Source organism: Streptomyces sp. NPDC044704, from assembly GCF_056433525.1.
Window position 1 is genome coordinate 1 of sequence record NZ_JBWKGY010000028.1, and the last position, 13,692, is coordinate 13,692.

A 13,692-nucleotide genomic window follows, 5' to 3' on the forward strand; every position below is an offset into this window, starting at 1 on the left:
TCCTCGGTGAGGAGCGCGTCGAGGATCGTGTCGCTGATCTGGTCAGCGATCTTGTCGGGGTGACCCTCGGTCACGGACTCCGAGGTGAACAGGCGCGTGCTCATGCCTGCCCCACCTCGACGGAGAAGAAGTGGGCCTCGATGGCGTCGAGGGTGCGGATCGAGTCGACCTCCAGGGTCTCCAGCTGGATCGGGCGTCCGCTGTGCTGCTCCAGCAGGAAGACGAACTCGACGAAGGACAGCGAGTCGATCAGCCGGTGCTCGATGAGGTCCAGGTCGGAAGCGATGTCGTCGAGGTCCTCGTGGCGGGCGAGGAGCCAGTTCTTCATGAACAGCAGGCCTTCGGACATGGTGTCTCTCCTTGAAGTGCGGTGCACGGATGCGTCGTCGGATGAGGACGGGGACGCGGATGTGGATGTGGATGTGGATGCGGTACGTGACGGGCCGAGCGGGTCGGGCAGTGCGGGCGGGCCGGGGTGCGCCGGCGGGCCGGCTTCGAGGACGGGGGCGGCGATGGCCACCGCGTAGTCCACGTCGTGGCTGATGGAGACGGAGATCCCGGCGATGCCGGACGCGGCGGCCATCCCGGCGGCGGCACCGTGGAGTTCCACGAGCGGCCAGCCGCCTTCGGAGCGCCGCACGATGATGTCCAGCCAGGGCAGGAACACGGCCGCCCGGACGCGGAGTGCCTTGAACGCCGCCTCCTTGGCGGCGATCCGTCCGCACAGGCCCAGTACGTCGAGCCTGGCGGAGGTGCGGCAGTCGGCGAGTTCGCCCGGGGTGAGCATGCGCTGGAAGAAGTCCTCGCCGTGGGTGGCGAGCAGCCGGCGGACACGGGTGACGGACACGATGTCCATGCCGAGGTTCGCCCAGCCCAGGCCGCCCGCCGGCGGGGCGGCGACGGGTCGGGTCGGCACGTCAGATCGCCGGCCCGGCCGCGTTCGCGCCGAGGACCGCGGCGGTCGCCGCCTCCCAGCTGCCGTGGCGGCGGGTGAGCGCGGACAGCCAGCGCTCCAGGCCGAAGGCGACGCAGCTGGTGAAGGCCGGTCCGCCGCCGGAGGCGAGGGGGATGTCGCAGCGGTCGCCGAAGAAGTTGCGGTGGGTGTTCACCGAGGCGATGGCGAGGTCCTCGTACAGGAACTCGTGCTTGACCGGGGTCAGGCGCTGGAGGACCGCCTTGGAGCTGCCCTTGTCGAAGAACGGGTCGCAGGCCGCCTCGCGGCGCAGCGGCAGGTCCAGGGCCGCGGCGAAGGCGTTGATCCGGGCGGTGAAGGCGGCCAGGTGGGCCTCGGCGTGCTCGCGGGTGCCGATGGCGACGATCTCCCGCATGCGGAAGCCGAGTTGGCGGCGCAGTCCCTCGTAGTGCTGTTCCTTGCGGAAGCACCAGCCGACCACGGTGACGAGTTCGTCGTCGGCGGCCGGCCGGCCCTGGTGGTCGATGTACACGGCGTAGCAGGAGGCGGACGGGAGGCCGAGTGCGGCCGGCTGGAGGGCGTCGCAGGGGAAGCAGCCGGTGTCGGTACAGAACTCGCTGGTCTCCCGGACGTCCAGGTTGAGCGGCGCGGCGACGACGGCCTGGTGGGGGAAGTTGTCGTAGTAGTCGAGCCGGGCCAGGTCTGCGGCCGGGAGCAGCGGGGGCATGGTCATGGAACGGGCACCCGCCCGTACGCCCCAGCCTTCGAAGGTGTCGTCGAGGAGGCGCAGCAGGGCGGTGCCCTCGGGGCCGAGCGACGGCAGGCCGTGCATGTCCGTGGCGGTCGCGGCGGTCGCGGTGGGCGTGGCGCTCTCGGTGGTCGTGACGGTCATGGGGAGTCACCTCTCGGGCGGCGGTCGGCCCTCTCAGACGACGGGCAGTACGTCGTCCGTGAAGATCCCGGTCTTCAGGAAGAAGCCGAGGGGCTTGCGGATGGTCTTGCGTTCGAAGGGGCGGCGCCGTTCGTCGGCGACCAGCGCGTTGCGCAGGGCGATCGGGTCGGCGATGCCGGCGTCGCGGTAGACGTGGGGGTTGTAGAGGGAGTTGACGCTGTAGACCACGTACCGCTTGAGGTAGGCCTCGACCTCGGCGAGCCGGGCGGCGGGGACGGCCTCGCGCATCCGGGCGAAGAGCAGGGAGACCAGTTCGCGGCCGAAGGCGATGTGCCGGGACTCGTCCTGGTGGTGGATGCGGTTGACCTCGCGGATGGTGTGGCACAGCGAGTCGTCGCGTGCCATCCGCGTGTTGTAGTGGTCGACGAGCTCCTCGAAGAACAGGATGCGGGCGAAGACGAGGAAGTTCTCCACCTCCGGCTCCCAGGCGGAGTCGGCGCGCAGGGCGGTGGAGCCGTAGATCTTGTCGCCGTACCGGCGGCAGAACTCGGCGAAGAACCACATGTGTTCGTTCTCCTCACCGATGAAGTGGTGGAAGAAGTCGGAGGGCACCTCGAAGCCGGGCATGTGGATCCGGCCGACGACCTCGATGAGCAGTTCGCGGATGCCGTGCACGTTGAGGCTGTAGAAGTTGATGCTCTCCCACTTGGAGAGGCGCTGGATGGTCTGCTCGTCGAGCTCGTCGTAGAACGGGGTTCCGTAGACGGTGAGCAGCTCGGGGGTCATCCACATCCGGCCCTCTTCGAGCTTCTCGGGCCAGTCGAACTGCTGGTACGGGTTGTAGTACTCCTCGATGGAGCGGGAGCTCAGCCGGTCCAGGACTTCCAGGAACCGGTCGGTGACCGGCAGGGGGGCGCTGACGCCCATGGTGTGTCTCCTCGGTGTGGTGGCGGGGGGCGTCATGCCCCTGGGCTCGGGCCCCGGGTGGGCGGTCGCCTACGGGCGGACCTCGTACACGGCGTTGACGGGGGTTTCCGTCGCCCGGCGCCAGCGGGTGAAGCCGGCTTCTTCGGCGATGGCGCGGAAGGCCTTCTCGCCGGAGTGGTTGCCGAGGGCGTGGGGGCCGCGCTGCGCGACGGCCACGGGCAGGCACATGACGGCGGACAGGGCCATGAACATGCGGGCGGCGGGGGTCTGCGTGTCGATGTCGGCGGGCGACACGTTGGACTCGACGAGCATCCAGGTCCCGTCCGCGTCCAGCGACTTGTGGACGTGCTGGGCGGCGGAGACGGGGTCGCCCATGTCGTGCAGGGCGTTGAAGAAGGTGACCAGGTCGTAGCCGTTGCCCGGGTAGTCGTCGGCGGAGGCGACCTCGAAGACGACCCGGTCGGACAGGCCGGCTTCCTCGGCGAGCTGGCGGGCGAGGGAGATGGCCTCTTCGGAGTAGTCGAAGCCGTGGACGGTCGCCTGCGGGAAGGCCTTCGCGATCAGCAGGGTGGTGTGGCCGACGCCGCAGCCGACGTCGGCGACGGTGCCGCCGGCGGCGAGCTTGCCGGTGACCCCTTCGAGGGCGGGCAGCCAGTCGGGGACGAGCCGGTGCTCGTAGGTGGGCTGGAAGAAGCTGCCCATGCCGGTGTCGAGGGCCGGGTCGTGTTCCGCCCAGCCGACGCCGTCGCCGCTGCGGTAGGCGTCGACGAGCAGGTCCTCGGTGCCGTAGAGGGCCTTGAGCGCGGTGAAGAACCCGGCGGCGTAGGTGACGGCGTTCGGATCGGCCAGCACCGGGGCGTGGTCGGCGGGCAGGGTGTACGTGTCGGCGCTCGGGTGGCGTTCGACGTACCCGGCGCTGAGCTGGGCGTGCAGCCACTCCTCGGCGTACCGCGGGTCGATGCCCGTGCGCTCGGCGAGTGCCGCCGGGGTCAGCGGGCCGGCCTCGGCCAGGGCCCGGTAGAGGCCGAGGCGTTCGCCGAGGGCGACGGTCAGGCCGCGTACGGCGGCGCCGGCGTCGCTGATGACGCGCTGGTGGAAGTCGTGGGTACCGGTCATGCCGCTCTCACCTCGGGGGTCGGGAGGTCGCAGGTGAACAGGAAGGAACGGGGGACGCGCGGGACGGCGCGCGCGGGGACGGGGTAGGGCCAGCGGCCGAAGTCGGCGCCGGTTTCGCCGGGCTGGCGGACCTCGCGGACGGCCCAGCCGCATTCGGTGAGGAGCTGCTCGGGGGTTTCCGTGCCGAACAGCCACGGGTTCCCGTCCTGCGCCAGGGAGTTGAGGAAGGGCCGGGACAGCGGGTTGTCCAGGGCGGACTTGCTGATGACGTCGCCGAGGAGGACGGAGCCGGGCGCGGACGTTCCGGCGAGCGTGGAGATCAGGTTGCGCACGGCGTGTTCGGGGAGGAAGAAGAGCAGTCCCTCGACGATCCACAGCACCGGTTCGCCGGCGCGCCAGCCGGCGTCGGCGAGGGGGCCCGTCCAGTCCTGGGTGAGGTCGACGGGGACGGTGACGCGGGTGCGGCCGGCCGGGGCCGGTTCGCCGGCCAGCATGTCCGCCTTGGCGTCCAGGAGGGCGGGGCGGTCGAGTTCGTAGACGGTGACGCCGTCGGGCCACGGGAGCCGGTAGAAGCGGGTGTCCATGCCCGCGGCGAGGAACACGACCTGGCGGATGCCGTGTTCCTCGACGGCGCGGACGATCGCCCGGTCCAGGTAGGTGGTGCGGATCGCGAGGAACGGCACGGTGCCGGCCCCCGCGTAGCGCTCCAGCAGTTCGAAGCCGATGGTGTCGGCGACGGTGCGCGCGTACGGATCGGCGAACAGCCGGTCCTCGCGGTCGGTCTCCAGGGCCCGCGCTGCGGCGGTCCACTGGGCGGTGCGGGATACGGCCTCCACGGGAGGTCTCCCTTCACTTCGGCGGACAGGGTGGGGGCGGGCGGGGGGGGGCGGGACGCCCGAAGGGCGGCGCCTCGCCTCGCGGGTGGCGGTGTCCCCGCGCCGGCCGGGTCAGGCCAGGGAACGCACGCAGGCGACCGGGTCCTCGGCCGCGCACGACGACGCGGGGTGCGCGGCGTCGGTCGCGGCGGGCCGCCGCTGGAAGATGCTGTGCAGGATCATGCTGAACACGACCCGGCCCTCGGGGTCCACGAGCGTGCACTTGGGCTGGACGACCCCGGTGGCCGGGTTGAACGGCGAGGGGCGGGAGCCGAGGATCTCGACGCGTGCCGTGAGCACGTCCCCGGGGCGCACGGGCCTCAGGTAGCGGATCTCGTCGACCCCGGGCGAGCCGGTACAGGCGCTGTAGGCGAGCAGCCCGTCGACGTAGCGCCGCATGAACATCGAGGCGCTGTGCCAGCCGCTGGCGATCAGGCCGCCGAACGGTGTCCGAGCGGCGAGCCCGGGGTCCGTGTGGAAGGGCTGCGGGTCGAAGCGCTTCCCGAACTCCAGCACCTCCTCCGCGGTGACGGTGATGGTGCCCAGCTCGTGGACGTCACCGGTCCGGAAGTCCTCGAAGTAGCGCATCACGCGCCCCCCTTGACGTAGAGGAGTGGTTTCTCTGGCGTGAACCAATCTACGAATCAGCCTTTTATTTTGTCAACCCAAAAGAAGACCGGAGTGCCTGTTCTGTGTCCTGCCACAGGTCTTCGGGGTCCTCGATGCCCACCGACATCCGCACCAGGCCCGCACCGATGCCGGCCCGCGCCAACGCCCCTTCGTCCAGCTCCCGGTGGGACGTACTGGCGGGGTGCGTCACCAGCGTCTCCACCCCGCCCAGGGACAGCGCGAGCCGCGCCACGCGGACCGCCTCCACGAAGGCGCGCCCCGCCTCCCGGCCGCCCTCCAGCTCGAACGAGAGCAGCCCGCCGCCGCCGGAGAGGACGCTGCGGGCCCGTGCGTACGAGGGGTGGGTTCCCAGCCACGGCCAGTGGACGGCCGACACGGCGGGGTGGCCGGCCAGCCGCTCCGCGAGCAGCCCCGCGTTGGCGCAGTGCTCGCGCATCCGCAGGGGCAGCGTGGCGATGCCGCGGAGCGTCAGCCAGGCGGCGAACGGGTCGGCGCAGGCCCCGAGTTCGACCGTGCGGGGCCACACCTCGCGGCGCAGGGCGTCGTCCGCGAAGACGGCCGCGCCGCCGAGGACGTCGGAGTGCCCGGCGAGGTACTTCGTCGTGGAGTGGAGCACGATGTCGGCGCCGAGCTCGATCGGGCGGCACAGGACGGGCGAGGCGAGGGAGTTGTCGACGGCGCTGGTGACCCCGCGCCGCCGGGCCGCCGCCAGCAGGCCCGGCAGGTCGGGGACCTGGCCCGTCGGGTTGGCGATGGTCTCCAGGACCAGCAGCCGGGTGCGGGGACCGGCGAGCGCCTCGAACTCCTCCGGCCCGTCGCCGCTGATGTGGGCGACCTCGATCCCGTACCGCTCCGACAGGTCGTTCAGCGCCGCGTACGTCCCCCCGTACAGGCACCGCTGCGCGATCACCTGGTCACCGGGGCGCAGCAGCGCGAGCAGCACGCCGCTGATGGCGCCCATGCCGGAGGCGAAGGCGATGGCCGAGGCCCCGCCCTCCAGTCCGGCGAGGGTCCGCTCCAGGGCGCGTACCGTCGGATTGCCGCGGCGGCTGTAGACGTACTCCCCGTCCGGGCCGTCCATGGCCCGCGCCAGCTCGTCGGCGGAGCCGAAGGCGAAGGCGGACGACTGGACGAGCGGCACGGACAGCGGCCAGCTGCTGCCACCGCCGGGGGGCTCGTTGACGACGTGCACGGCGCGGGTGCGGATGTCCTGCATCGGGAACTCCTCTGGTCTTCGGGTGCTCGGGCTGTCGGGCCGTCTGGCTGTCGGAATTTCGGATACGGAAAGGGGCCGCCCGACGTCCGGGGAGGACGTCGGGCGGCCCCTTGGGTGAGCGGGGGCGGCCCCGCGCGTCACGCCTTCACCTTCACCGTCACGGTCACACCTTCGCCGCCTCGCCGCGCGAAGCCGGGGCGTCGGCGGCGGGAGCGGCGGCGGCCGCCGGCCGGTCGCCCTTCATGACGAGGAGGGTGACCACCGCACCGACGGCGGCGATGACGGCGGCGCCGAGGAACGCGGCGCTGAATCCGTCGGTGAGTGCGGGCAGGTCGCCCAGTTCGCCGGCGCCCTGGGTGGTGGCGAGGGCGGTCAGCGCGGCCAGGCCGAGGGCCGAGCCCACGTTGTAGGTGGTGTTGACGATGCCCGAGGCCAGGCCGGCCTGCTCCTGCGGGGCTCCGGACATCGCGGCGATCATCGCCGGGATGTACGCGAGCGCCATGCCGAGCGCGGCGACGAGCGAGGCGGGGAGGACGTCCACGAGGAAGGTCCCGGTCGGCTCGACCGCCGACAGCCAGACCAGTCCGGCGGCCAGGAGCAGCAGTCCGCCGGCGATCAGCGGTTTCGCTCCGAACCGGCCCATGAGGCGCGCGGTGATCGCCGTCATGAAGATCATCAGCAGGATCGTCATGGGGAGCAGGGCCGCGCCGGAGGCGAAGGCCCCGTAGTCGAGGACCTGCTGGAGGTACAGGTTGAGGAAGTACCACATCGGGATCCAGGCGGCGCCGAGCAGCGTCATCGCGAGGTTGGCCGAGCCCAGGCGCGGGATCCGCCACACGCCGAGCGGCATGAGCGGCTCGCGGACGGTCCGCTGGATCACGAAGAACAGCACGAGCAGGACGGCGGCCGCGACCAGCTCCAGCACGGTGGCGGTGGCGCCCCACCCGACCTCGGGTGCGCGGACGACCGCGAAGACGGCGAGCGCGAGCCCTGCGGTGACGGCGACGGCGCCGAGGACGTCCACGGAACCGCGGCGGGCCTGGACGGCGGGCAGCAGCTTGGTGGCGGCGAGCGTCGCGAGGCCGATCGGGACGTAGATGATGAACACCCACGGCCAGCTCATCCACTCGGTGAACACCCCGCCGAGGAACACGCCGGCCGTACCTCCGGCGGGCGCGGCGGCTCCGTAGAGGGCCATCGCCTTGCCGAGTTCCTTCGGGTTGTGCCCGAAGAGGATCATCAGCAGGGTCATGGCGGACGGCGCGATCAGCGCACCGCCGACGCCCTGCACGGCCCGGCCGGCGATCTCGACCGCCGCGCTCTGCGCGGCGGCGGCGAGCACCGATCCGACGATCATCGTGGCCCAGCCGGCGGCGAATACCTTGCGGGCCCCGAACAGGTCGGAGAGCCGCCCGCCGAGCAGGAGTAACCCGCCGAAGACGATGACGTAGGCGTTGAAGACCCACTGCAACTCGCCCTGCGAGAAGCCCAGGTCCTTCTGCATCTCGGGGAGCGCGACTCCGATGATCGAGGTGTCCATGATCACCATGAACTGCGCGGTGGCAAGCACGCCAAGTGCCCACCAGCGCCGGGGATTGACGGTTGACATTGCCCTGACCCTCCTCTGCCCTATACCCCTAGGGGGTACCTTCGCGCAGCAACGTAGCATACCCATGGGGGGTATGTAAGAGACGGTCCAGCGGCCCTGACGTGAAACGCGAGGGGCCCCACGGCGACCCGGCGGCGGCCCCGCCAGAAGGATTCAGAACGTCAGGAATCCGGCATATGGGGTGACTCTGCTCGGCTGGGGTCGGGGTGGGAGGGCGTAGGTTAGGTTAGGCTTAGCTAAAGTTCAGCCGCGGGGTGGAGCCGGGCTGCTGTCGGGTTCGACTCGGCACCGAGCAGGCGCGAAGAGGGACGAAGAACATGACGGTACGGGTCGCGGTGGCCGGGGCCAGTGGATATGCCGGAGGGGAGATCCTGCGGCTGCTCGCGGCGCACCCCGGCGTCGAGATCGGCGCGGTGGCCGCGCACAGCAGTGCGGGCCGCCTGCTCGGGGAGGTGCAGCCGCACCTGCCCTCGCTCGCGGACCGGGTGCTGGCGGAGACCTCGGCGCAGTCGCTGCGCGGGCACGACGTGGTGTTCCTGGCCCTGCCGCACGGCGAATCGGCCGCGATCGCGGAGCAGTTGGAGCCGGGCGTCCTGGTCGTCGACTGCGGCGCGGACTTCCGGCTGGAGGACGCCGCCGAGTGGCAGCGGTTCTACGGTTCGGCCCACGCCGGCACCTGGCCGTACGGGCTCCCCGAACTCCCGGGAGCCCGGGACGGGTTGAAGGGTGCGCGCCGGATCGCCGTACCCGGCTGCTACCCGACGGCGGTGACCCTGGCCCTGTACCCCGCGTTCGCCGCGGGCCTGGTGGAGCCGGAGGCCGTGGTCGTCGCGGCGAGCGGGGCCTCGGGCGCGGGCCGCGCGGCGAAGGCGCACCTGCTCGGCTCGGAGCTGATGGGCTCGATGAGCCCGTACGGAGTCGGCGGCGGCCACCGGCACACGCCGGAGCTGACCCAGAACCTGTCCCGCGTGGCGGGCGAGCGCGTCACGGTGTCGTTCACCCCGACGCTCGCGCCCATGCCCCGGGGCATCCTCGCCACCTGCTCGGCGCGCCTGCGGCCCGGAGCGGGCGTGGGGCCGCGGGAGGCGCGGGCCGCGTACGAGGACGCGTACGCCGGTGAGCCGTTCGTCCGGCTGCTGCCGGCCGGTCAGTGGCCGCAGACCGCGGCCGTCCTCGGGTCCAACAGCGTTCAGGTGCAGGTGACGGTGGACGAACACGCCGGCCGCCTCATCGCCGTGAGCGCCATCGACAACCTCACGAAGGGCACCGCGGGTGGCGCGGTGCAGAGCATGAATGTCGCCCTGGGCCTGCCGGAAGGGCTGGGCCTGCCGACGAATGGAGTCGCTCCGTGACCGTGACCGCTGCACAGGGATTCCTCGCGAGCGGCGTGGCCGCCGGGATCAAGGAATCCGGTGCTCCCGACCTGGCCCTGGTGGTGAACCGCGGCCCGTCGCGGGCGGCCGCCGGCGTGTTCACCTCCAACCGGGTCCAGGCGGCGCCCGTCCGCTGGTCGCGGGAGGTGCTGGCCGACGGCCGGATATCCGCCGTCGTGCTGAACTCCGGCGGGGCGAACGCGTGTACGGGGCCCGCGGGCGCCGAGGACACGCGGGTGATGGCCGAACGGACGGCCGGAGCGCTGGGCGTGGACGCGCGGGAGGTGGCGGTGTGCTCCACCGGGCTCATCGGCGTCCGGCTGCCCATGGACCGCATCACGGACGGGATCGGCTCGGCCGCCGGGCGGTTGTCGCCCGAGGGGGGCGAGGACGCGGCCGTCGCGATCAAGACGACGGACTCCGTCCACAAGACCGCGGTGGCGCGGGGTCCGGGCTGGACCGTGGGCGGTATGGCGAAGGGCGCGGGCATGCTCGCACCCGGCCTGGCCACCATGCTCGTGGTCCTCACCACGGATGCCGACGTGACCGCGGACGTGCTCGACTCCGCCCTGCGGGACGGCGTGCGCACCACCTTCGACCGGGTGGACTCGGACGGCTGCATGTCCACGAACGACACCGTGCTGCTGCTCGCCTCCGGCGCCTCCGAAGTGACCCCCGACCGCGCCGAGTTCGCCGCCGCGGTCCACTCCGTGTGCCTGGACCTGGCCCGGCAGCTGGTCGCGGACGCGGAGGGCGCCTCGAAGGAGATCGAGGTGGCCGTCGTCGGCGCGGCCTCGGAGGCGGACGCCGTGACGGTGGCCCGGTCCGTCGCGCGGAACAACCTGCTCAAGTGCGCCCTGCACGGAGAGGACCCCAACTGGGGCCGGGTCCTGTCGGCGATCGGCACGACGTCCGCGGCCTTCGACCCGGACCTCCTGGACGTCGCGATCAACGGCGTCTGGGTGTGCCGGGACGGAGCGGCCGGCGAGCCCCGCGACAAGGTCGACATGTCCGCGCGCGAGATCGTGATCACGGTCGATCTGCGCGCCGGCACGGCCTCCGCGACGGTGTGGACCAACGACCTCACCGCCGAGTACGTCCACGAGAACAGCGCGTACAGCTCATGAGCGGAACTGGCACACGGATGAAGCCACGCATCGCCGCCACCCCGCCCGCGTCCCAGGCCACCGGGACGGTCGCGGAAGTGGGCAGGACGGGGGGCACGGCGGTGGGCGCGACGGTGGGCGCGGACGCGGCCGCGACCGCCCCGGAGCCCGAACTGCCGCATCCGGACCGCCCGGAGCCCGGCCGGCCGGAGCTCGACCTCCTGGAACTGGACCACCTGGACCCGGACCGGCTGGAGCAGCTCCGCGGCCGCACCGTCGTCATCAAGTTCGGCGGCAACGCCATGGTGGACGAGGAGCTCAAGCGGACGTTCGCCCAGGACGTCGTGGAGCTGCGGCGCGCCGGCCTGTACCCGGTCGTCGTGCACGGCGGCGGTCCGCAGATCAGCGGCATGCTCGACCGGCTCGACCTGGAGGTCCGCTTCGAGGCGGGCCTGCGCGTGACGACCCCGGACGTCATGGACGTCGTACGGATGGTGCTGACGGGCCGGGTCCAGCGGGAGCTGGTGGGCCTGATCAACGCCCACGGGCCGCTCGCGGTCGGGATGTCCGGCGAGGACGCGCACACCATGACCGCCGTACGGCGGGCAGCGTGGGTCGACGGCGAACCCGTGGACATCGGGCTGGTCGGCGACATCGTCGACGTGAACGCGGACACCATCCGGGCGCTCCTGGAGCAGGGCCGCATCCCGGTCGTCTCCCCCGTGGCCCGCGGGACGGACGGGCAGGTCTACAACATCAACGCCGACCTCGCGGCGTCGGCGCTGGCCGTCGCCCTCGGCGCGGAGAAGCTGGTCATGCTGACCGACGTCGAGGGGGTCTACGCGAACTGGCCGCACAGCACCGAGGTCATCGGGTGCCTGACGGCCGAAGGCGTGGAGAAGCTGATGCCGGAGCTGGCGAGCGGAATGCTCCCCAAGATGGAGGGCTGCCTGCGGGCCGTCCGGGCGGGCGTGCGCAGGGCGCACGTGCTGGACGGCCGTGTGCCGCACTCCGTGCTCCGCAGCGTCCTGTCCGGCGACGTCTCCGGCACCACCGTGGTCCCGGACCTGGAAGAGAGAACGGCATGACCCTCGGCAACGCGACCCTCGCAACCGGCCCGGTCCGGCCGCCGTCCGCCACGGACCCGGACCGCCGGGGACTGACGGACCGCTGGCGCGCGGTCATGATGGACAACTACGGAACCCCGCCGCTGGCCCTGGTCCGCGGCGAGGGCAGCACCGTGTGGGACGAGGCCGGGCGCGCCTACGCCGACTTCACCGGCGGGATCGCCGTGAACACCCTCGGCCACGCCCACCCCGCCGTGATCTCGGCCGTCACCGGGCAGCTGTCGACGCTGGGGCACGTCTCCAACCTGTACGTGTCCGAGCCCGCGGTCGCGCTCGCGGAGCGGCTGGTGCGGCTGCTGGGCAGGCCCGGCCGGGCGTTCTTCGCCAACTCCGGTGCGGAGGCCGTCGAAGCCGCGTTCAAGATCGCCCGCCGGACGGGCCGGACCCACGTGGTCGCCGCCGACGGCGGTTTCCACGGCCGCACCATGGGCGCGCTGGCCCTCACCGGTCAGCCGGCCAAGCGCGAGCCGTTCCTGCCGCTGCCGGGCGGGGTGTCCCACGTACCGTTCGGTGACGTGGAGGCCCTGCGGGCAGCGGTCACGCAGGAAACGGCGGCGGTGTTCCTGGAGCCGGTGCAGGGCGAGGCCGGTGTGATCGTGCCGCCGGAGGGCTACCTGCGGGCGGCGCGCGAGATCACCCGGGCCACGGGGACACTGCTGGTGCTGGACGAGGTGCAGACCGGGATCGGCCGTACCGGCCACTGGTTCGCCCACCAGGCCGAAGACGGCCTGGAGCCCGACGTGGTGGTCCTGGCCAAGGGGCTGGGCGGTGGTCTGCCGATCGGTGCGGTGGTGGCCTTCGGTGCGGCCGCCGACCTGTTGACGCCGGGTCAGCACGGCTCGACCTTCGGCGGCAGCCCCCTGTCCTGCGCGGCCGGGCTCGCGGTCCTGGAGACCATCGAGTCCGAGGGCCTGCTCGCGCACGTCACGCGGCAGGGCGAGCGGCTGCGGCGCGGCATCCGGGCACTGGGGCACCCCCGGGTGGCCGAGGTGCGGGGCGCGGGGCTGCTGCTGGGCATCGCCCTCACCGAACCGGTCGCCCCGCGCGTGCAGGGGGCCGCGCAGGAGGCGGGCTTCCTCGTGAACGCCGCCGGGCCCACGACCGTACGGCTCGCTCCGGCCTTGAACGTGCCCGAGTCGCAGGTGGACGCCCTCCTGGCGGCCCTGCCGGGCGTCCTCGGCGCCTGAGAACACGGATGTGGCCGGCACCCCGAGGGGGTGCCGGCCACTTTTCGGTTTCCGCTCCTACAGGGCCCGGGCGAGGACCTGCGAATTGCGGTGCGGGGAGAGGGAGTTCGCCCAGGCGGGGGGCGCGAGGCTCACGTGGGCCGGGGCGAAGCCGTGCCGCAGGAACAGTTCCCCGCTGCCCGTCGTGGCGGTGAACAGGGCGGTCAGCGACCGGGAGTTGGCCCGCGCCAGTGCGGCGTTCAGGAGCGCCGCACCCAGTCCGCGGCCCTGGCTGCGCGGAGCGACGCAGAAGTTGTACAGGACGCCCGCGGCACCGCGGCCGTTCGCCGCGTCGGCGGGGTGGACGCGCAGGGCCAGGGCGCCGAGGAGCGTGCCGTCGGGGGCGTCCGCCACGAGGAAGTCGGCGGCGTCCGCCGCGTACAGGGAGAGGGAGCGCGCACGCAGCGCCCCGGACCGCACGAACGGCTGGGACAGGGCCGCGAGGGCGGCGGCGTCCCCGGAGTGCGCGGAGCGTACGGGGAGGGCGTCGGGCAGAGTGGCACGGGCGGACCGGGGGGCGGTCCGCGAAGCGAGCGTGATCAAGGGTTACCTTTCCGTACGGCTGCGGCGCGAGCGGAAGGCGACTCGAACGCCGCACCACCCGGAACCACGCAACCAAGGTTAGCCTTACTTAAGTGGGAGGCAAAACCCCGGGCCCCGCTCCCCCACCCGGGCCAACGAG

At 72.6% G+C, this 13,692-nt stretch carries 14 protein-coding genes; 4 read left to right on the top strand and 10 right to left on the bottom strand.

Annotated features, from left to right (window positions below; translation table 11 throughout):
• The 9 genes from AC07B0_RS36875 to AC07B0_RS36915 all read right to left on the bottom strand — a co-directional run.
• A partial coding sequence (locus tag AC07B0_RS36875; RefSeq protein WP_356879938.1) for an S-adenosylmethionine synthetase N-terminal domain-containing protein occupies window positions 1-104 on the bottom strand: 104 nt, incomplete at its 3' end.
• A complete protein-coding gene (acpS, locus tag AC07B0_RS36880; RefSeq protein ID WP_469383514.1) occupies window positions 101-916 on the bottom strand; it encodes a holo-ACP synthase in 816 nt (271 codons plus the stop codon). The genes acpS and AC07B0_RS36875, both read right to left, overlap by 4 nt.
• Window position 917: 1 nt before the next feature.
• The gene (locus AC07B0_RS36885; protein WP_478900144.1) at window positions 918-1,805 is read right to left on the bottom strand and encodes a class-II aminoacyl-tRNA synthetase family protein; all 888 of its coding nucleotides are present in this window, start codon (window positions 1,803-1,805) and stop codon (window positions 918-920) included.
• Window positions 1,806-1,838: 33 nt separating this feature from the next.
• Window positions 1,839-2,732: a diiron oxygenase gene (locus tag AC07B0_RS36890; RefSeq protein WP_478866082.1), complete on the bottom strand. Its 894-nt coding sequence runs from the start codon at window positions 2,730-2,732 to the stop codon at window positions 1,839-1,841.
• A 69-nt stretch (window positions 2,733-2,801) separates the two neighbouring features.
• On the bottom strand, window positions 2,802-3,848 hold the full coding sequence (locus AC07B0_RS36895) for a methyltransferase domain-containing protein (protein WP_478900145.1): 1,047 nt from the start codon (window positions 3,846-3,848) through the stop codon (window positions 2,802-2,804).
• A complete protein-coding gene (locus AC07B0_RS36900) occupies window positions 3,845-4,684 on the bottom strand; it encodes a class I SAM-dependent methyltransferase (protein WP_356879878.1) in 840 nt (279 codons plus the stop codon). Before AC07B0_RS36900 ends, AC07B0_RS36895 begins: the two co-directional genes overlap by 4 nt.
• A gap of 111 nt (window positions 4,685-4,795) precedes the next feature.
• A complete protein-coding gene (locus tag AC07B0_RS36905) occupies window positions 4,796-5,311 on the bottom strand; it encodes a MaoC family dehydratase (protein ID WP_478900146.1) in 516 nt (171 codons plus the stop codon).
• 64 nt (window positions 5,312-5,375) lie between these two features.
• A complete protein-coding gene (locus tag AC07B0_RS36910) occupies window positions 5,376-6,569 on the bottom strand; it encodes a trans-sulfuration enzyme family protein (protein ID WP_478900148.1) in 1,194 nt (397 codons plus the stop codon).
• A gap of 163 nt (window positions 6,570-6,732) precedes the next feature.
• The gene (locus tag AC07B0_RS36915; protein WP_356879884.1) at window positions 6,733-8,178 is read right to left on the bottom strand and encodes an MFS transporter; all 1,446 of its coding nucleotides are present in this window, start codon (window positions 8,176-8,178) and stop codon (window positions 6,733-6,735) included.
• Between the two features lie 317 nt (window positions 8,179-8,495).
• Between AC07B0_RS36915 and argC the strand changes: the two genes are divergently transcribed.
• From argC to AC07B0_RS36935, 4 genes are read left to right on the top strand one after another with little or no spacing between them, the layout of a single operon-like run.
• Window positions 8,496-9,530 (top strand): N-acetyl-gamma-glutamyl-phosphate reductase, encoded by a 1,035-nt coding sequence (argC, locus tag AC07B0_RS36920; protein WP_478900149.1) that lies wholly within the window; start codon window positions 8,496-8,498, stop codon window positions 9,528-9,530.
• Window positions 9,527-10,678 (top strand): bifunctional glutamate N-acetyltransferase/amino-acid acetyltransferase ArgJ, encoded by a 1,152-nt coding sequence (argJ, locus tag AC07B0_RS36925; RefSeq protein ID WP_356879888.1) that lies wholly within the window; start codon window positions 9,527-9,529, stop codon window positions 10,676-10,678. Before argC ends, argJ begins: the two co-directional genes overlap by 4 nt.
• 17 nt (window positions 10,679-10,695) lie before the next feature.
• The gene (gene argB / locus AC07B0_RS36930) at window positions 10,696-11,745 is read left to right on the top strand and encodes an acetylglutamate kinase (protein ID WP_469383523.1); all 1,050 of its coding nucleotides are present in this window, start codon (window positions 10,696-10,698) and stop codon (window positions 11,743-11,745) included.
• Complete coding sequence (locus AC07B0_RS36935; RefSeq protein WP_469383525.1) at window positions 11,742-12,971, top strand: acetylornithine transaminase; 1,230 nt, start codon at window positions 11,742-11,744, stop codon at window positions 12,969-12,971. Before argB ends, AC07B0_RS36935 begins: the two co-directional genes overlap by 4 nt.
• 57 nt (window positions 12,972-13,028) lie before the next feature.
• On the opposite strand, the gene AC07B0_RS36940 is transcribed toward AC07B0_RS36935, so the two are convergent.
• On the bottom strand, window positions 13,029-13,553 hold the full coding sequence (locus AC07B0_RS36940) for a GNAT family N-acetyltransferase (RefSeq protein WP_469383526.1): 525 nt from the start codon (window positions 13,551-13,553) through the stop codon (window positions 13,029-13,031).
• Window positions 13,554-13,692 lie beyond the last annotated feature (139 nt).